General features: G+C 68.0%; 15 protein-coding genes. 11 read left to right on the top strand and 4 right to left on the bottom strand.

Features of this window, described 5'->3' with window-relative positions; all coding sequences use genetic code 11:
- Nucleotides 1-160 precede the first annotated feature (160 nt).
- Nucleotides 161-1,519, top strand: a complete 1,359-nt coding sequence (locus tag RUU78_RS00515; protein WP_313912624.1) for an NCS2 family permease — start codon at nt 161-163, stop codon at nt 1,517-1,519.
- 39 nt (nt 1,520-1,558) lie between these two features.
- Here the strand turns inward: RUU78_RS00515 and RUU78_RS00510 are convergent, their stop codons facing one another.
- Nucleotides 1,559-1,966 carry a hypothetical protein gene (locus RUU78_RS00510; protein WP_313912623.1) on the bottom strand — a complete coding sequence of 136 codons (408 nt, stop codon included), beginning with the start codon at nt 1,964-1,966 and terminating at the stop codon, nt 1,559-1,561.
- 268 nt (nt 1,967-2,234) lie between these two features.
- Between RUU78_RS00510 and RUU78_RS00505 the strand changes: the two genes are divergently transcribed.
- The 7 genes from RUU78_RS00505 (at nt 2,235) to RUU78_RS00475 (ending at nt 9,917) form a co-directional block, all read left to right on the top strand.
- Entirely contained in the window at nt 2,235-2,993 is a 759-nt protein-coding gene (locus tag RUU78_RS00505) for a sulfurtransferase (RefSeq protein WP_313912622.1), read from the top strand.
- A 196-nt stretch (nt 2,994-3,189) separates the two neighbouring features.
- Nucleotides 3,190-3,849 carry an RDD family protein gene (locus RUU78_RS00500; RefSeq protein WP_313912621.1) on the top strand — a complete coding sequence of 220 codons (660 nt, stop codon included), beginning with the start codon at nt 3,190-3,192 and terminating at the stop codon, nt 3,847-3,849.
- Nucleotides 3,850-3,853: 4 nt separating this feature from the next.
- Nucleotides 3,854-4,852: a stage II sporulation protein M gene (locus RUU78_RS00495; RefSeq protein ID WP_313912620.1), complete on the top strand. Its 999-nt coding sequence runs from the start codon at nt 3,854-3,856 to the stop codon at nt 4,850-4,852.
- Entirely contained in the window at nt 4,842-6,431 is a 1,590-nt protein-coding gene (locus tag RUU78_RS00490) for a DUF4129 domain-containing protein (protein ID WP_313912619.1), read from the top strand. Before RUU78_RS00495 ends, RUU78_RS00490 begins: the two co-directional genes overlap by 11 nt.
- Nucleotides 6,428-7,639 (top strand): DUF4350 domain-containing protein, encoded by a 1,212-nt coding sequence (locus tag RUU78_RS00485; protein ID WP_313912618.1) that lies wholly within the window; start codon nt 6,428-6,430, stop codon nt 7,637-7,639. Before RUU78_RS00490 ends, RUU78_RS00485 begins: the two co-directional genes overlap by 4 nt.
- A complete protein-coding gene (locus tag RUU78_RS00480; RefSeq protein ID WP_313912617.1) occupies nt 7,636-8,619 on the top strand; it encodes a MoxR family ATPase in 984 nt (327 codons plus the stop codon). The genes RUU78_RS00485 and RUU78_RS00480 overlap by 4 nt, the downstream gene beginning before the upstream one ends.
- On the top strand, nt 8,616-9,917 hold the full coding sequence (locus RUU78_RS00475; protein WP_313912616.1) for a DUF58 domain-containing protein: 1,302 nt from the start codon (nt 8,616-8,618) through the stop codon (nt 9,915-9,917). The genes RUU78_RS00480 and RUU78_RS00475 overlap by 4 nt, the downstream gene beginning before the upstream one ends.
- Before the next feature lie 14 nt (nt 9,918-9,931).
- On the opposite strand, the gene RUU78_RS00470 is transcribed toward RUU78_RS00475, so the two are convergent.
- Nucleotides 9,932-10,930 carry a proline dehydrogenase family protein gene (locus tag RUU78_RS00470; RefSeq protein WP_313912615.1) on the bottom strand — a complete coding sequence of 333 codons (999 nt, stop codon included), beginning with the start codon at nt 10,928-10,930 and terminating at the stop codon, nt 9,932-9,934.
- 125 nt (nt 10,931-11,055) lie between these two features.
- On the opposite strand from RUU78_RS00470, the gene RUU78_RS00465 reads away from it, so the two are divergent.
- Nucleotides 11,056-11,970: a LysR family transcriptional regulator gene (locus RUU78_RS00465; RefSeq protein ID WP_313912614.1), complete on the top strand. Its 915-nt coding sequence runs from the start codon at nt 11,056-11,058 to the stop codon at nt 11,968-11,970.
- 237 nt (nt 11,971-12,207) lie between these two features.
- The gene (locus RUU78_RS00460; protein ID WP_313912613.1) at nt 12,208-12,870 is read left to right on the top strand and encodes a GYF domain-containing protein; all 663 of its coding nucleotides are present in this window, start codon (nt 12,208-12,210) and stop codon (nt 12,868-12,870) included.
- Between the two features lie 11 nt (nt 12,871-12,881).
- Here the strand turns inward: RUU78_RS00460 and RUU78_RS00455 are convergent, their stop codons facing one another.
- Together RUU78_RS00455 and RUU78_RS00450 are read right to left on the bottom strand one after the other, a co-directional pair.
- Nucleotides 12,882-14,132, bottom strand: coding sequence for a sterol desaturase family protein (locus RUU78_RS00455; RefSeq protein WP_313912612.1), 1,251 nt, complete (start codon nt 14,130-14,132; stop codon nt 12,882-12,884).
- 137 nt (nt 14,133-14,269) lie between these two features.
- Nucleotides 14,270-16,627, bottom strand: coding sequence for a proprotein convertase P-domain-containing protein (locus RUU78_RS00450; RefSeq protein ID WP_313912611.1), 2,358 nt, complete (start codon nt 16,625-16,627; stop codon nt 14,270-14,272).
- A 207-nt stretch (nt 16,628-16,834) separates the two neighbouring features.
- Between RUU78_RS00450 and RUU78_RS00445 the strand changes: the two genes are divergently transcribed.
- Nucleotides 16,835-17,629 carry a helix-turn-helix domain-containing protein gene (locus tag RUU78_RS00445; RefSeq protein WP_313912610.1) on the top strand — a complete coding sequence of 265 codons (795 nt, stop codon included), beginning with the start codon at nt 16,835-16,837 and terminating at the stop codon, nt 17,627-17,629.
- Nucleotides 17,630-17,676 lie beyond the last annotated feature (47 nt).

The following is a 17,676-nucleotide window of genomic DNA, read 5'->3' as shown; positions in this document are numbered from 1 at the left end:
TGCCCGCACTGCCTGAAAACGCTCGGCTACACCCACACTGATCCGCGAAGACCCGAAAAAAGGGAAGAGGAGTGAGAAACGAGTAAAGGGGGCGTGGCGCTTTTGCGTCACTCGTTTCTCACTTCTAAGTTCTGTCCACTATCCACCCGAGGAAAAGCCGATGAGTCAGGAAAGGGAAACAGCGCCCGTCGCTCCCACTCGTTTCTCACTCATCTTCTCTCCATTCCCACTCCTCGACCGCTGGTTCCTGCTGCGCGAAAACGGCAGCGACGTACGTACCGAGTGCCTGGCCGGTCTCGCGACGTTTCTCGCCATGGCCTACATCATGTTCGTGAACCCGGAGATTCTCGCCGCGGCGGGCATGCCGCGCGATGCCGTGTTCGTGGCGACCTGCATCGCGGCAGCGATCGGTTCGGCGGTCATGGGGCTGTACGCGAACTATCCGATTGCGCTCGCGCCGGGCATGGGCCTCAACGCGTATTTCGCCTATAGCGTGGTGCTGGGCCAGGGTTTCAGCTGGCAGGCCGCGCTTGGCGCGGTCTTCCTGTCGGGCTGCCTGTTCCTGGCCGTGAGCCTGCTGCGGGTGCGTGAGTGGATCGTCGACGCGATACCGCATTCGCTGAAGCTCGCGATCTCGGCCGGCATCGGCCTGTTCCTCGCCGTGATCGGGTTCAAGAACGCCGGCCTGATCGCCGCCAATCCGGCCACGCTGATCGGCCTGGGCGACCTGCATGCACCCAGCGTGCTGTATACCGCGGCGGGGCTGCTGCTGATCGTTGCGCTGGAAGCGCGCCGCATACGCGGCGGCATCATCATCGGCATCCTCGCGGTGACCGTCGCGGCGCTGCTGTTCGGTCATGCCACGTTTGCCGGTGTGTTCGCCTGGCCGCCGTCGCTGGCGCCGACGCTGCTGCAGCTCGACATCGGTGCGGCGCTCGAGGCCGGTCTCGTCACCGTGGTGCTGACCTTTTTCCTGATCGAACTGTTCGACGCTACCGGCACGCTGATCGGCGTCAGCCATCGTGCCGGCCTGCTCGACCAACAGGGCCGCCTGCCGCGCCTGCGCCGGGCGCTGCTGGCCGACTCCACCGCGATCGCGGCCGGTGCGGCGCTCGGCACCTCGTCGACGACGGTCTATATCGAGAGTGCCGCCGGCACGGCCGTGGGCGGACGCACGGGCCTGACCGCCGTCGTCGTCGCGCTGCTGTTCCTCGCTGCGCTGTTCCTGTCGCCGCTCGCCGCGACGGTGCCGCCGTTCGCGACCGCACCGGCACTGATCTATGTCGCGATCCTCATGAGCCGCGGCCTGGCCGAAATCGACTGGGACGACCTGACCGAAACCGCACCGGCCGTAATCTGCGCGCTGTCCATGCCGCTGACGTTCTCCATCGCGCACGGCATCGCGTTCGGCTTCATCACCTATGCCGGCATCAAGCTGCTCGCCGGCCGCTGGCGCGAGATTCCGGCGGCGGTCGGCGTAGTCGCCGTGGTCTTCATCGCGAAGTTCGCGTGGTTCTGAAGCAGCGCCGTGCACGCGCGTGCACGGCGCCGGATCCTCTTACGCGCCCGGCCCGAACTGTCCGCTGACCGGTTCGGAATCCGCCTGCGCCGAGCGTGGCGCGAACGGCGTCAGGCTGACCCGCGCATACAGCTCGTCGCGCAGGGTCAACACCGGTACGCCGAAGATGATGGTGTCGCCGTCTTCGTCGAGCCGGTTCTGCGACACCTGCTGGGTGAAGCTGCGCTTGATCGTGCCGGCGGCGGCCTTGATGAACGTGGCCGCGATCACCGCGCGGTCGTCATCGAAGATCGGATCATCGCCGCGCAGCACGACCTTTTCCTCGAATACGGTGCCGGCGAGCTCTTCGCGTGAATTGAAGCGCAGCGCGTAGCTGACCGTAACCTTGCGGCGCTTGTTGCTGACGATGGGATCGATCTTCAGTACGACGTTGCTGATGGTTGCCATGGTGGTTCTCCGGATGGTTGGAATGTTGGATTGCGGTGTGTCTCTGCGCGTATCCGCGCGTGCCTGCGAACGGTTCTAGCGTTTCATGTCGTTCCTCCCGCGCCTGCGGCGCCTGCCCCCCCCACGCATCGCGTGTTGTGGACAATGATGCAAACAATGCAAAAGGCTCGGCACTGGCACGCGGGGGTGGGCGCACCCCTGTCTTTCGACGGGTGCGGCGGGGTGTCGCGGGGAGGGGCCGGAAGGCGGCTGCGGCTACAATGGCCGCATGATCGTCAACATCGCCGCCTATCACTTCGTCCGCATCGACGCGCCACAGGCGCTGATCGACATGCTGCGTCCCTGTGCAGAAGCGCAGCAGCTGCGCGGCACCGTCCTCGTCGCGGCCGAGGGCATCAACCTGTTCCTGGCCGGCGCCGCGGCCGGCATCGAAACCTTCCTCGCGCTGCTGCGCGCCGACGCGCGGTTCGAGTCCATCGCGGTGAAGGTCAGCCATAGCGCGCACACGCCGTTCGCTAGGCTCAAGTTCAAGCTCAAGCGCGAGATCATCAGTTTCCGCCGCGATCACGCCGACCCGCTGCAGGGTCGTGCGCCGGCGGTCGTGCCGGTGGATCTCGCGCGCTGGATCGCGCAGGGCCATGACGACGCGGGTCGCCGCCTCGTGCTGCTGGATACGCGCAATCGCGAAGAGGTGCGCTTCGGCAGCTTCGCCGGCGCGCTGACCCTGCCGATCGACCGCTTCACCGACCTGCCGGCGGTGATGGCCGCACAGTCGTCCGCGCTGGCCGATGCCGCGGTCGTGAGTTACTGCACCGGTGGCATCCGCTGCGAAAAGGCGGCGCTATGGCTGCGCGCGAATGGCGTGCCGCAGGCGCTGCAGCTCGAGGGCGGAATACTGGGTTACTTCGAGCAGGTGGGCGGATTGGGATATCAGGGCCACTGCTTCGTCTTCGACGAGCGCGTCGCCCTAGCGCCGGACCTGCGTCCGCTCGTGGATGCAGACCCGGTTGGCGCGGATTGTGGCTGATGCGCGCTGCGGCTAAAGTGCCCCGCAACAGGGAGAAAAACCGTATGACGCGAGCGCTGCCGTTGCCGCCGGTCCCTACGCTGGGCGCCGGCCGCGTTTCGCGCTCGGGCGTGTCCCGGTCGTTGCCGCGCCCTGGCCGTCGGGTGGACGTCTGAACCCGAATCCGTCCGTCGCCCCGGTCGACACGCTGACCCTCGTGGAGACGCCTGAGGGCATCGCGCTGCGCCTGCGCGCGGCCGGCATGATGCCGCGTGCTGCCGCCTGGGCCATCGATTTCGCGCTGCGCCTGGCGGTGTTGTGGATGTTCGGCATCGTGCTCGCGCTGCTCGGCGATCTGGGCGTCGCGGTATATCTGATCGTGTTGTTCAGCCTGTTCTGGCTCTATCCGGTCTTGTTCGAAGTGCTGCACGACGGCCAGACGCCGGGCAAGCGCGCGGTCGGCCTGCGCGTGGTCAATGCCAATGGCACGCCGGTCGGCTGGGTGCCGTCGATCGCGCGCAACCTCATGCGCACGGTCGACATGCTGCCGCTGTTCTACGGCTTCGGTCTGGTCGCAGGCCTGGTCGACCGCAACAGCCGCCGCTTCGGTGACATGGTCGCCGGCACGCTGGTCGTTCATGTCGACAACCCGCACGGCCACAGTACCGCGCCGAACGTGCCGGCGGTGCAGCCGCCGCTGCTGCTGCCGGCGGCCGAGCAGGGCGCGATCGTCGCGTTCGCCGAACGCGCCCGGCAGCTAACGCCCGAGCGCCAGCAAGAACTCGCCAACCTGCTGCCGCAGCTGACCCAGGCGCGCGGCGCGGTCGCCGTGCAGCGTCTGCTGGGCATGGCCAGCAGCTTCCTCGGACGGCAGTGAGCGCATGAAACAGGATGCTTTCCAGGCTCGGCACGATGCGGAATGGACTGCGCTGGACCAGTGGCTGGCCAAGCGCACGCGACCGGCGGCCAAGCAACGCGGGCGCGACGCCGACGGCTTGTTCGGCGATCTGGAGTTCCCGGCGATGTACCGGCGCGTCTGCCAGCACCTGGCGCTCGCGCAGCGGCGCGGCTACAGCGTGCTGCTGATCGACCGGCTGCAGGACCTGGTCCACCGCGGCCATCTCGTGCTGTACCGGCCGCCGCCGCCGCGCTGGCAGGCGGTGATCCAGTTCTTCGGCGCCGACTTCCCGCGCCTCGTGCGGCGCCACGGGCGCGCGATGGGCATCGCCGCGGTGCTGTTCTTCGGCAGTTTCATCGGCGTCATCGTGGCGATGCAGTACCGCCCGGAATTCGCCCACTCGCTGTTCGACGCGAGCGAGCTGGCCCGCTTCGAGGCCATGTACGACCCGGCCAACGCCGACGCCAGGCTCGGTCGCGAAAGCGGCAGCGATGTAAAAATGTTCGGTTATTACATTCTCAACAATGTCAGCATCGGGTTCCGCACGATCGCGGCCGGCTTCTTCGCCTGCATCGGCTCGGTCTACGTGCTGCTGTTCAACGGCCTGTTTCTCGGCGGGGTGGCCGGGCACCTGACCGCGATCGGCTACGGCGGGCCGTTCTGGCGTTTCGTCGCCGGGCATTCGGCGCCGGAACTGCTTGCGATCGTGATTTCCGGCGGCGCCGGCCTGCAGCTGGGCATGGCGCTGATCGCACCGGGCCGGCGCAGCCGTGGCCGCGCGTTCGTCGAGGCCGGCAACGACATGGCCAAACTCGCGCTGGGCATCTTCGGCATGCTGGTGTTCGCGGCGTTCGTGGAAGCGTTCTGGTCCTCCATCGGCTGGATGCCCGATCCGGTCAAGTTTGGCGTCGGCGGTCTGCTCTGGGTGCTGATCCTGCTGTGGCTCTGGCGCGGCGGTCGCGGGGCGGCGCATGCGGCTTGAAGGCCTGACGGTCGCGCTGCGGCCGCGCTCGAACTGGGAGGCGACCGATCTTGGCATCGCGCTGGTGCGCCGGCACGCGGACACGATCTGGCGCGCGTGGATCATGGTCACGCTGCCGTTGTTCGCCCTGCTGACGCTCGGCGGCGCGCTGATCGACATGGTCTGGCTGGCGTGGCTGCTGATGTGGTGGCTCAAGCCTGTATTCGATCGCGTGCCGCTGTACATCCTCTCGCGCGCCGTGTTCGGCGCCACGCCGAGCGTCGGCGAGGCGGTGCGCGCCCAGCTCAGCTGGGGCTGGCGCAGCATGCCCGGCTGGCTGACCTGGCGCCGCCTGCATCCGTCGCGCTCGCTGCTGCTGCCGGTGGATCTGCTCGAAGGGCTCACTGGCCCGCGCCGTCGCGAGCGCGTGCGCGTGCTGCAGCGCGCGGCGAGCGGCACGAGCATGCTGACCACGCTGCTCGCGGCGAACATGGAATTCATGCTGTCGATGGCGGTGGTCGTGCTCGCGCTCATGTTCGTGCCGATCGAATTCTTCAGCGATGCCCAACAGCAGTTCTGGTCCAACCTGTTCGAGACCTCGCCACTGTGGTTCGAGTGCCTGGGCAATCTCGTCGCCTGGCTCGCCATAAGTCTGATCGAGCCGTTCTACGTCGGCGCGGGCTTCGGCCTGTATCTCAACCGGCGCACGCAGCTCGAGGCCTGGGACGTGGAACTCGCGTTCCGCCGCCTCGCCGCGCGTCTTGCCGGCACCGCGGCCGTGCTGCTGCCGCTGCTGTTTGGCGGCCTGCTGCTCGTGACGAGCGCGCGCGCCGACGAGGCCGAGGCGACGCCGGCGGTCGACGCGGTCGGCGGTGTCGCGGCCGACACGGTTGCCGAGGACATCGGCGATGCACCGCCGCAGAGCCTGCGCCGCGTGTTCGCGGGCCAGTATCGCGGCGACGGCGAGAGCTTCGAGCAGTCCGTCAGGCAGGCCTACACCGATCCGGACCTGAGCCCGAAGAGCACGCAGTACGTCTGGGAGCTGCGCGACAAGACCAAGAAAGATGCCGACGTGACGCTGGACAAGTCGCCGGTACGGCTGTGGATCGAATCGGTCGGCAAAGTGCTCGCGTTCGGTGCGGAAAACGTGCTGTGGATCCTCGTCGCGCTGCTGATCGCGCTGCTCGTGCGCTATCACCGGCTGTGGCTGCCGTGGATCAGCGACCGCTTCGAACGCGAACGCAAGCCCGACGCGCTGGAAGTGCATGACATCACGCTGCCCGACCAGCTGCCCGACGACGTACCCGGCGCGGTGCGCGCGCTGTGGCAGCAGGGCCAGCCGCGTGCCGCGCTCGCGTTGCTGTACCGCGCCGCCGTGCTGCGCCTTGACCAGGCCCTCGGCACATCGCTGCCGCCGGGCGCGACCGAAGCCGAATGCCTGCGTCGTTCGCGCCGCCTCGCCGATACCGGCTACGCCGACCTGTTCGCGCGCATCGTGCGCTGCTGGCAGGCCGCGGCCTATGCGCAGCGGCTGCCCAGCACCGGCGATGTCGAAAGCCTGCTCGGGGCCTGGTCGGCGCCGCGGAGCACGAGCGCATGATGCGGCGGAATCTCATCATCGGCGGCGTCGCCAGTCTGCTGCTCGGGCTCATCGTGTTCTGGTTCCTGACCACGTACCACCGCGTCGAGCGCGAGATCGACCTGCCGCCGCGCGGCGAGGCGCGCTACAACCCGCTGCTCGCGCTGAAGAAGACCTTGCAGGCGCGCAACCTGGAAGCGAGCAGCCGCGGCGACCTGAATCTCACCGCGATGGCGTTGCAGCCGGGCGACGCGGTGCTGCTCGACATCGACGTGCGCAACCTGACCGATGCGCAGTCCGAAACACTCATGAGCTGGGTCGAGAGCGGTGGGCATTTGCTGCTGCGGCTGCCGGAAGGCGACGAGGGCCGGCCGGGCACATTGCTCGAGACCCTCGGCCTTACGGTGAGCAGCGAGTTCGGCTGCCTCACCTGGAGCGAGACCGCGGCCAAGGAACCCGGCGCGGTCCAGAAACCCAGGACCGCGGAGGCCGCCGACGCGGCAGAGGCCGAGAACAAGGCCAAGGCGTCCAAAGGTGAGGCGGATCCCGGCGCGGGCATGTTCTGCAGCCGCTTCCGCTTCAAGACCGAAGCAGAGTACGAAAGCGATTTCGACTGGCTCTGGGGCAACCGCGACGAGGGTTTCCTGTTCGGCCGCCATCCCTGGGGAGAGGGTGACGTACTGATAGCGGCCGAGTTCGATTTCCTGCACAACGACGCGCTCAAGCGCGCTGGCAATGCGGCGCTGACCTGGCAGCTGCTCGGACCGGCGCTCGGCGCAGGCCGCGTATTCCTGGTCTATGCGGCCGACACGCCGCCCTGGTACGTACTGTTCGTCAAGCAGGGCTGGTACGTGCTGCTGCCGCTGCTGCTCGCCTTGCTGGCGTGGCTGTGGGCGCGCAGTCAGCGCTTCGGACCGCTGCTGCCGCTGGCCCCGCCGCACCGGCGTGCGCTGCTGTCGCATGTGCAGGCGGCTGGCGAGTTCGCCTTCGTGCGCGGCCGCGGCGCTGCGCTTCATGCCGCCGTGCTGCGCGCGTTCCGCCTGCGCCTGCGGCGACGTGATCCGGTCGCCGCGGCGCTCGCTACAGAGGCGCTGGTGCAAACCTTGTCCGAACGCCATTCGATCGCCGCTGCGCGCATCCGCCACGCCCTGCAGCCGCAGGAACTGGCGCGTCCCGAGCAGTTTCTCGCTGCCATCCGAACCCTTATGCAACTGCGAGCCCTGATATGAACTCCGAAGTCCGCGTGGCCATCACCGGCAATACCCTGGTCGAACGCACCGACGCGATACGCCAGCAGATCGCGCAGGCCTTCGTCGGCCAGACCGAGGTGCTCGACCAGCTGCTCATCGCGTTGCTCGCCGGCGGCCATGTGCTGCTCGAAGGCGTGCCCGGCCTCGGCAAGACGCTGCTCGTACGCGCGCTCGCGACCGCGCTGGAATGCAATTTCGCGCGCGTGCAGTTCACGCCGGACCTGATGCCGAGCGACGTCAGCGGCCACGCCTTCTACGATCCCAAGACCGAGAGCTTCAAGATCCGCCGCGGTCCGGTATTCACCAACCTGCTGCTCGCCGACGAGATCAACCGCGCGCCGGCCAAGACCCAGGCGGCGCTGCTCGAGGTGATGCAGGAGCAGCAGGTGACGATCGAATCGCGCAGCTTCGCGCTGTCGCCGCCGTTCCTCACCATCGCGACGCAGAACCCGATCGAGCAGGAAGGCACCTATCCGCTGCCCGAGGCGCAACTCGACCGGTTCCTGATCAAGATCCTCATGAACTACCCGGACCACGCCGACGAGGTGCGCATGGTCACGGCGGTCAGCCATGGCCGCAGCGCGAGCGACTTCGACCTGACGCGCGTGCGCGCCGTGGCCAAGCCTGAGGACATCGTCGCGATGCAGCTCGGCACGGCCCTGGTCAGTGTCGATCCGGTGGTACTCGACTATGCCGTGCGCATCACGCGCGCGACGCGAGAGTGGCCGGGCCTCAGCATGGGCGCCGGTCCGCGCGGCAGTCTCGCGCTGGTGCGCGCGGCGCGCGCGCAGGCGGTGCTCGGCGGACGCGACTTCGTCACGCCGGACGACGTGCGCAGCGTGGCCAGGCCGGCGCTGCGCCACCGCGTAAGTCTCGCGCCGGAAATGCAGATCGAAGGCCGCCGCATCGACGACGTGCTCGAAGCGCTGCTGACCAAAGTGGAAGCGCCGCGTCGATGAGACCCGCGCCGGCCCTGGTCGTCGCGCTGGTCGCCTGTGCGCTGCTCGGCGTGCTCGCGTTGATCGGTTTCGTGCCGCCGGGCGCGCCGCTGGCAGCGGCCGGATTGCTGCTGCTGCTCGCCGTGCCCGACCTGTTCGCGCTGCGCCGCCAGCCCTCGCCGCAGATCGAGCGCGAGCTGCCCCACGTGGTGCCGGTCGGCGTCGAGCGCGCGGTGACGCTGCGTCTGCGCGCAGCGGAACGCGCGCAGGCGCTGCAGGTGCACGACGGGCACCCCGGCGACTGGCCGGTGTTCGGCCTGCCGCGCGCGGCGGTGCTGCCGGCCGGCCGGGAAGTGGAATTGACCTATCGCCTGACGCCGACCGAACGCGGCGCGTTTGCGTTCGAAGGCTGCGATGTGCGCCTGCTGTCGCCACTGCGGCTGTGGCGCCAGCAGCGCCGCGTGGCACTGGACCAGCTCGTGCGCGTCTATCCGAATTTCGCGCCGCTGGCCAAGCTGGCCCTGGTCGGCGCGGAGCGTGCGTCGCGCGTCGTCGGCGCGCACCTCAAGCGCCGCCGCGGCGAAGGCACCGAGTTCCAGCAGCTGCGCGAATACCGCAGCGGCGATGCGCTGCGCCAGATCGACTGGAAGGCGAGCCAGCGCGCGCGCAAGCTGATCTCGCGCGAGTACCAGCTCGAACGCAACCAGCAGGTGCTGCTGGTGGTCGACACCGGCCGGCGCATGCTCGCGCGCGACGGCAACCTCGCGCATTTCGACCACTGCCTCAACGCCGCGCTGATGGTCGCCTACATCGCATTGCGCCAGGGCGACGGTGTCGGCCTGCTCGCGGCCGGCGGGCAGACGCGCTACTTCGCGCCGCGCCGCGGCCTGGCGACCATCGACGCATTGCTCAACAGCGTGTTCGACCTGCACGCGACGCCGCTCGCGACCGACTACCTCGACGCCGCCAAGCAGCTCGCGCTGCGCCAGCAACGCCGTTCGCTGGTGCTGTTCATCACCAATGTGCGTGACGAGGACATCGAGGATCTGCTCAGCGCCGTGCGCCAGCTGCAGAAGCGCCACCTGGTCTGCGTCGCGAGCCTGCGCGAGCAGGCATTGGAGCGGCCGCCCGAACAGCCCGTTGCCGATCTCGCCGACGCGATCGGCGTCGGCGCGCTGGCGCAGTACATCGAGCAGCGCACGCACGCGCATGAAGCCCTGCGCGCGCAGGGTACCGACGTGCTCGATGTGACCTGCGCGGAACTGCCCGCCGCGCTGGTGCAGCACTACGTGGCGGTCAAGCGCGCCGCGCGGCTGTAGGCTACCGCGCTACGCTACGGCCCGGCGTAGCCGGACGCGTCGATGACCGCCTGCGCGAGCCGCACGGGATGCTCCGCGATGCGGTTGAGCACGTAGAGAAAATGGTCTTCGCCGTAGACGGCATACTCGCGTGTCGCGAAACCCTGCTGTCGCAATGCATCGATCTGCGCGGTGCCCAGGCCGATCAGCGATTCGAACTCGTACGGCATCTGCCGCAGGCCGCGTGAGTGGATGAATGTGCTCAGTTCGTCCTGGATCGTCGCGTCATGCGTCGCGATCGAGCACGCGTGGCCGGAGGTGAGCAGCATCTTTGCCTGGCCGAGATACGCATTGCGCAAGGCCGGGCTGCCGCGTGGATGTGCGATGTCCGGCGACTCGAGGTACGCGCCTTTGACGAGGCGGATGCGGCCGGGGCAGTGCAGAAGTCGTTCCAGATCGCGATCGGTGCGGTGCAGGCGCGACTGCAGCGTGATGCCGACGTGGCGGCGCGCGTCGCCGTCGGCGTGCAGGCGCTGATACGTGTCGAGAATCCAGTCGGTGCGATCCGAACGTTCCATGGAGATCATCAGCTCGCGCGCCGATGCCGACGCGGCCTGCGCGATGCGCCGGATATTGCGCAGGCCCAGCGCCGGATCGATCAGCGAACCGACATGCGAGAGGTCGAGCGAGACCGAACAGGGCAGGCCGCGCTCGTCGAGCGCAGCGATCAGCGCGACGAACATGTCGGTGGCGTGATTGGCCTGTTCGGCGTCGCGGCAGCTTTCGCCGAGATACTCGGCCGATGCCGCATGCCCTCGCGCGAGGATCGAGGCCACGCGTTCGAGCGCCGACCCGGTGCTGCTGCCGGCGACGTAGCGACGCGAGATCCGCGCGAGCACGGCGCGCAGCGTGGCGTTTCCGGCGACGTGCGCCTTGAGCGGCTCGTCGAGCGCGAGCGTGCGCAGCGCGTTCGCAGCCCGTTCGACGATGGCGGCGTGCGCCGGAAACGCCAGCGATTCGGTGTTTTCGTTCATGGGGTGCTCCGAGGTCATGCCGCGGTGTGGCGATCCGTGTCGGGCGGCGACGGCGGCACTTTAGCCTCGCCGAGGCTGCGGGCCTAGGCGTACTATCCGGTTTTACTGTTCGACAGGATCGAACAATGATCGACGATCTGCGCGCACTCGCGGTGTTCGCGAAAACCGTGCAGCACGGCTCGTTCCGCGCTGCGGCCAAGGCGCTCGGCCTGTCGCCATCCGTGGTGAGCCACCATGTATCGGCGCTGGAGCGGCGGCTCGCGGTGGCCCTGCTGTATCGCTCGACGCGTCATCTGTCGCTCACGTCGGAAGGAGAGCGGTTGCTCGCATCGGCGCGCGCCATGCTGCTCGCCGCCGAGCAGGGACTCGGCGGCCTGTCCGGACGATCACTGCAGCCGTTCGGACATCTGCGCATGACGTTGCCCGCGTTTTTTTCGCGCGCTCACCTGATCACGCAGATCGCCGCATTCGCGCGCGAGTTTCCCAAGGTGACGGTGAGTATGGATTTCAGCGACAGGCCGCGTGACCTGATTCGCGAAGGCATCGACCTCGCTGTACGCGTCGGCGACCTGAAAGACAGCGGCCTGAAGTCGACGAAGCTGTTCGATCTGCAGCGCACGCTGGTGGCCTCGCCCGACCTTGTCGTCGCGCAGGCAAAGCCCAGACATCCCGCCGATCTCGCTGCATGGGACTGGATCGGCCTGAGCATGCGCGCCGACACCAAGCGCTTCATCGACCGTAAGGGCGTGCCTGCCGACGTCGCATTCACGCCGCGCATCGTCGTCGATAGCGTCGATGCCGCGTGCCAGTTCGCGATCGCGGGACTCGGGCTTGCCTCGCCGCCGACGTTTCTCGCCGCGCCCGAAATCGCCGCGGGTCGCTTGGTTGAAGTACTGCCCGGCTGGCAGACGACGTCGCTCGGTGTCTACGCGCTGTGGCCGGCGAACGCGCCGTCGGATGGTCTGACGCAGCGCTTCGTCGCGTTCGTGACGGCGTCCGGACGCGGCTTCCGGACCGACGTGGCGCGTCGCGCACGTTGAGGACTGCACGTGGTTGGTGCCGGACTTCGACTGTCGCGACGCGGGAAGCGGCGAATGCCGGTAAACCTCCGAGCATCGACACTCGGCGTCGGATGTCGAGCCCATCGAATCGCGAGCAGCCGACTGCGTGAACAGCACACAGTGCCGGGCTTCCGGAGTTTTGCCCGGCGACAGTAGCCCTGCCGCTGACACGGGTTCGGAACTTGCCTAGACTGCCGCGACTCCGGGGAGTCTTTCATGCATACGCAGTGGTATTACGCCGATCGGCAGCGCCAGCAACAGGGGCCGCTGGGCGGCGCCGAACTCGTGGCCGCGCTCAAGCGCGGCGATGTGGACATGTCCACACTGGTCTGGCACGAGGGACTGCCGGGCTGGGTGCCGCTGGCGCAGGTCGCGGCGCAGCTCGGTATACGCGGCGCACCGCCACCGGTGCCGCGCATGGCCGAGCGCCGCGCCGCGCCACCGCGCAAGAGCAGCAGCAAGGTCGGGCTCATCATTCTCGGCGTATTGCTCGGCTGTTTCGTGCTGTTCGGCGGCATCATCGCGGCGATCGCGATTCCGGCCTACAGCGACTATACGATCCGCTCACGCGTCAGCCAGGCCTATGTCGCGGCCAGCGTGCAGCGCGTCGCCGTCACCGAGTTCTATCTCACCAACCAGCGCTGCCCGGTCAATGGCGACGACGGCTTCGGATCGCCGGAAAGCTACGGCAATACCTATCTCGCGGGCCTGGAATTCGGTCCCGGCGACGGCGGCTGCCAGATCCGCGCCCGACTGCAGGGGCTGAACCAGGCGCGTCTCGCCGACGCGCAGCTGACGCTGCAGCTGGACCGTGACCAGAACTGGACCAGTTCGGCGAACATTCCCACCAAGTACCTGCCGTCGTCGATGCGGCGATAGGGCTCGGTGCGCTACGGCTCCGACGCCGCGGTCGGCGGCCGTGCCGCCGCGAACGCGACCAGCGTCGCGGCGATCATCGAAGCCGCGAGCGTCGCGGCGATGGCCATGAGCGCGGCGCCGCTCCACTGCGCGCCGAACCAGTGGCCGCTGAAGCCCAGCGCGGCCAGCGCGGTGCCGAGGCGAACCAGGTCGAACACGAGCGCGCGCCGGCGCCCTTCCAGCCAGGCACACAGCGCGACCAGGCTCGCCGTCGCCCACGCCGCATAGCCCAGGCCCCAGGCCAGCGGCAGATGCTCGGCGCGCGCGAGGCAGTCGGCGCCGATCAGCATCAGCAGCAGGAACTGCACGCCGACGTGGGCTTGCACGGCGGGCGCGACGCGCGGCGCGTACTTGCTGCGCGCATACGGATCGAACGCGGGCTTGGCCTCGGTGGCGGCGAGATCGTCGGGACGCCAGCCTGGCGGTTTCCACCAGACCGCGAACTTGTCGCGCCAGCGCCGCGTGCGCCAGGTGTCGCGTGCGAGCGCCGCATAGACTTCGAGGTTCGACCAGACCGGATCGTAGCGGCGCAGCGGCGAGCGCGTGCCGTAGATGACCGGTTCGTCGGCGTCCTCGTCGGCATAGGTGCCGAACAGACGGTCCCAGAGAATCAGGATGCCGCCGTAGTTCCTGTCGAGATACCGGTCGTTGACGCCGTGGTGCACGCGGTGGTTCGACGGCGACGCGAATACGCGGTCGAACCAGCCGAGCTTGCCGATCTGTTCGGTATGGATCCAGTACTGGTAGAGCAGGTCGATGAGTCCCACCGCGACGAACAGCAGCGGCGGAAAACCCAGCACGGCCATCGGCAGATAGAACAGCCAGCCGAACAGGAAGCCCGAGCTGGTCTGCCGTAGCGCTGTGGAAAGGTTGAATTCTTCACTCTGGTGATGCACGACATGGGCGGCCCAGAGCACGCCGACCTCGTGCCCCATACGGTGGTGCCAGTAGTACAGAAAATCATACAGCAGCAGGCCCGACAGCCAGACCGCGACGCTGCCCACGTCGAGCGAGAACAGCCGCAGCTGCTCGTAGACCGCGACATAGATGCCGAGCATAACGAGCTTGGAAAAGATCCCGCTGACCTGCGACATCGCGCCCAGGCCGATGCTGCAGACCGCATCGGCGAAGTTGTACGCGCTCGCGCGGCGCCGGTGCGCGACCCACAGCTCGATGCCGATCAGCGCAAAGAAGACGGGGATGGCATAGATGATCGGGTTCATCGGTTCACGTGCGCGAGCGGATTCGCGGCCACCCTACGAAATTGCGCCGGAGTACGAAAGTCGGAAGCGCGGCGCAAAAAAAATGCGACCCCGCCGTCAGGCGGGGCCGCTGGATAGCACTTCAGGCAAGGCAAGACTCAGAACGTGATCGACCAGCTGTCGATCCTGCCCGTATCGCCGCCCGCGTTGTCGTTGACGCGCAGCTTCCACGTGCCGTTCAGCAGCTCGCTGGACAGGTTCAGCGTCACGGTCTTGTTGATGTTGTCGGTGCCGCCGCCGGTGCGGTTGTGGATGTTGTACAGCGTGCCGTCCGGAGCGACGAGGTCGACCTTGAGGTCACCTTGGTAGGTGTGGACGATCGCGACCGTGACCGAGGCATTGCTCGGTGCGTTGCCGCTGCGGCCGGACACCGTGATCGGGCTGTCGACCGTCGTGTTGTCGCCGATCGCGAAGTCGGTGCCGCTGCTATAGGTCTGCGTGCCGCCGCCACCGCCGGTGGTGTAGCTACCGGTCAGGCTGACGCCCGTGTAGGCGCTGTATCCGCGCAGCATCACGTAGTAGGTACCGGCCTGCGCCGTGGCGACGGTGCAGGTTTCTGCATTGCCGCCGAGATAGGGACGACAGTCGTAGCTGGCCGTCGTCGGCGCCGAACCGAACTTCACGTACAGGTCCATGTCGCCGGTGCCGCCGCTGGTGACGAACGTGAGGTTGCTGGCGCCGGCCGGCACGGCAAGGGTCCAGGTCTGTTCGCTGTTCACCGCGCCGCTGATGCCGGTCACGGGCACGCCGTTGGTCAGCGTGTTGCCGGCCACCGAGCCGACGACGACCTGCTTGGTCACGCTGTTCGTGGCGCCATTGTTGTCGGTCACGGTCAGGACGACGTTGTACGGGCCGGACGCGCCGTAGGTCTTGCTCGGGTTGGTTGCGGTCGACGTGGTGCCGTCGCCGAAGGCCCAACTGCGCGAGGCGACGCTACCGTCGCTGTCGCTGGACCCGTCGGTGAAGTTGACCGTCAGCGCGTTCACGACGAAGGAGAAGTTCGCCGTCGGCGGTACGTTGCCGCCACCTGCACCGCTGGTCAGGCCGTCGAGCGTGGTCGCACCGGTGTTGCCCGGATCGAGCCAGTTCGACAGGCGCGTGCTGTTGCTGCCGCCGCCGGTCCAGGAGGTGAACACGCGGCCGTAGTAGTCGCGCTTGTTGGTGTCGGTTGCGCTGCACGAGGACGGACCGCCGTGCAGCTGCCCGATCACGCGCTTTTCGTTGCTGTACAGCGGCGAGCCCGAGGAACCGCCCTCGGTCACGCCGATGCCGGGACGCCAGCGCGCCTGCACATGCGTGCCGTCGCCGGGCTCGGCGGTCGAGTTGTAGCTCGTCGTCGCGGTCGCGCCGTTGGCGAGGCTGATGCGCTTCTCGGCGGTGGCCGGGTGGTGGATGCCGAAGGCCGACGGGAAGTTCTGGTTGCGCCGGTCCCAGCCGTTGAAATACACGTTGGCCGCGGCCGCCGGTGTTTCGTCGAGTTCGACCAGGGTGAAGTCCGACGGCGTATACGACGCGCGGAAGAACGCGCCGCTCAGGTACTGGTTCGTCGTGCCGTCGCCGGCCTGGCCGGACGCAGCGCTGCCGACCGGACGGCAGTACGAGTTCTGGAAGTTCCAGTAGACGACCAGCGAGGCGGCGTTGCCGGAGTTGATGCCGCAATGGGCTGCGGTCAGGAAGAACGGCTTCTTGTCCTGCGCGGTGTTGTTGAGCAGGCTGCCGGTGCAGAACGTGCTGCCGCCGGTCGAGTACACCGCGACCGAGCGGATCTGGTCGCGGTACGGATCGCCTTCGGGGCACATCACGTCGACGTTGCAGGAGCCGGACACGTCGCCGGCATCTTTAGGGCCCGCGCCGCTGAGTTCGCTCGCGACGCGGTTGAAGCCGCGATAGTCGTGGTTGACCGAGGTCAGCTCGAGCTGCAGCAGCTTGCGCTGTGCGTTGGGCACGACGACTTCGACGACGACATCGTCACCGGCGACGACCGGTGTCCACAATTGACCATGTTCGGCATTATCTTTTGCGCCAAAGCTGCGCACGAGCGAGCGGTCGCCGTCGGCCTTAAGGCCGGCTGGGTAGACCAGCAGGCGGCCGCCCTCGGGCATGTGATAGCGGGTGAAGCCGAGGTTGATCGAATACGCGCCGGGCGAGGTCACGCGCAAACGCCACAGGCTGGTCTGCGCGTCGAGCGCTTCCCAGGTGCCGGCCTTGTCCGGCGTGATCTGCACCGCGATAGGCGCGGCGAAGCGCGGCGGCAGGTCCTGCGCGCGACGCGTGGTGTCTTCGCGCGTCAGTGTAGCCAGGTCCACGGCCGGCATGACCTGATGTTCCACGCGCGTCAGCGGACGAAGCGTGTGATCGAACGCGGCCGGCGAGTCGGTCGCGGCGAAACTGGCACTGCAGACCAGGGCCGAGCCCAGGGCCAGGCACAGTGCGGCAAAGCGATACTGCGTCTTCATCGATATTTCTCCACACGAGGACAGGGGGAACCACGCACGGAACGGCGGAGGGGCCGCCAGCTTCGAACCAGAAGGGTTTACCGGGGACGAAACCCCGCTACTATCGGTGCTCCGCTCAATCACGTATTGATCGGTTCCGACAATCGGGGTGTCGGATCGGGCAGGAGTAGCGCAGCCGCGCTGCATGCCTACCAGCGGGAGAGTGCAATGTCCACAATTCAGCAGCGTGCCGGCGGCGGCATGTCGGACGGCATTTCCATGTCCGGTTCGATGCTGTCCATGCAGTCCGCCGCGGCGGTCGCCGAGCGCCTGTTCGACTGCGCCCAGGACACGCTGTTTTTCGTCAAGAACCTCGAGGCGCGCTATGTCGCGGTCAATCGCACGCTGGTCGACCGCTGTGGCGTGCGCAGCAAGGATGAGCTGATCGGCCGCACCGCGGACGAGCTGTTTCCTGAGCCCTACGGTTCGTTCTATTACGCCCAGGACCGTGCGGTGCTCGACGAGCGCGTCGAGATCCATGATCGCCTGCAGCGCGTGCCGCAGGCCGACGGCGGCGCGAGCTGGTGCATTTCGTATAAGTTTCCCATCCTCGAGGCCGAGAAAGTGGTCGGTCTCTGCGGCATCTGCCGCCATGTCGATCCGTCCGACGAAAGCATCAACCGCGTCGCGCGCGCGATCGACTACGTGCACCAGCACTATGGCGAGGCCGTGCGCATCGATGCGCTCGCGCGCGTGGCCGGGCTGGGCACGCGCCGGCTCGAACGCCTGGTGAAGCGCCTGTTCGACCTGACGCCGATGCAATTGCTGGCGCGCACGCGCATCGACGCCGCGGCTAAGCTGCTGGTGCGCGGCGACGACAGCGTCGCCGCGGTCGCCAGCGCCTGCGGCTACAGCGACCAGAGCGCGTTCACGCGCCAGTTCAAGGCACTGACCGGTGCCACGCCGCTGCGCTATCGCGACGAGAAGCGGCGCGGCCTCGCCGGCGCGCTGCGGCACGACTGAGCGGACGCGCCGCGTTCACGCCGTCGCAACGGCGGTGCCGCGCGGAG

It is taken from the genome of Tahibacter sp. (assembly GCF_032229445.1).
Classification (GTDB): domain Bacteria; phylum Pseudomonadota; class Gammaproteobacteria; order Xanthomonadales; family Rhodanobacteraceae; genus Tahibacter.
The sequence above is the reverse complement of the archived record's forward strand: the minus strand, read 5'-3'. Positions and strand labels throughout refer to the sequence as shown.

What these genes read in the sequence shown, in the direction of transcription:
- RUU78_RS00455 (WP_313912612.1), bottom strand. Translation starts at nt 14,132, where the DNA reads ATGAACCCGATCATCTATGCCATCCCCGTCTTCTTTGCGCTGATCGGC.
- RUU78_RS00490 (WP_313912619.1), top strand. Translation starts at nt 4,842, where the DNA reads ATGCGGCTTGAAGGCCTGACGGTCGCGCTGCGGCCGCGCTCGAACTGG.
- RUU78_RS00465 (WP_313912614.1), top strand. Translation starts at nt 11,056, where the DNA reads ATGATCGACGATCTGCGCGCACTCGCGGTGTTCGCGAAAACCGTGCAG.
- RUU78_RS00495 (WP_313912620.1), top strand. Translation starts at nt 3,854, where the DNA reads ATGAAACAGGATGCTTTCCAGGCTCGGCACGATGCGGAATGGACTGCG.
- RUU78_RS00460 (WP_313912613.1), top strand. Translation starts at nt 12,208, where the DNA reads ATGCATACGCAGTGGTATTACGCCGATCGGCAGCGCCAGCAACAGGGG.
- RUU78_RS00480 (WP_313912617.1), top strand. Translation starts at nt 7,636, where the DNA reads ATGAACTCCGAAGTCCGCGTGGCCATCACCGGCAATACCCTGGTCGAA.
- RUU78_RS00470 (WP_313912615.1), bottom strand. Translation starts at nt 10,930, where the DNA reads ATGAACGAAAACACCGAATCGCTGGCGTTTCCGGCGCACGCCGCCATC.
- RUU78_RS00505 (WP_313912622.1), top strand. Translation starts at nt 2,235, where the DNA reads ATGATCGTCAACATCGCCGCCTATCACTTCGTCCGCATCGACGCGCCA.
- RUU78_RS00515 (WP_313912624.1), top strand. Translation starts at nt 161, where the DNA reads ATGAGTCAGGAAAGGGAAACAGCGCCCGTCGCTCCCACTCGTTTCTCA.
- RUU78_RS00475 (WP_313912616.1), top strand. Translation starts at nt 8,616, where the DNA reads ATGAGACCCGCGCCGGCCCTGGTCGTCGCGCTGGTCGCCTGTGCGCTG.
- RUU78_RS00485 (WP_313912618.1), top strand. Translation starts at nt 6,428, where the DNA reads ATGATGCGGCGGAATCTCATCATCGGCGGCGTCGCCAGTCTGCTGCTC.
- RUU78_RS00445 (WP_313912610.1), top strand. Translation starts at nt 16,835, where the DNA reads ATGTCCACAATTCAGCAGCGTGCCGGCGGCGGCATGTCGGACGGCATT.
- RUU78_RS00450 (WP_313912611.1), bottom strand. Translation starts at nt 16,627, where the DNA reads ATGAAGACGCAGTATCGCTTTGCCGCACTGTGCCTGGCCCTGGGCTCG.
- RUU78_RS00510 (WP_313912623.1), bottom strand. Translation starts at nt 1,966, where the DNA reads ATGGCAACCATCAGCAACGTCGTACTGAAGATCGATCCCATCGTCAGC.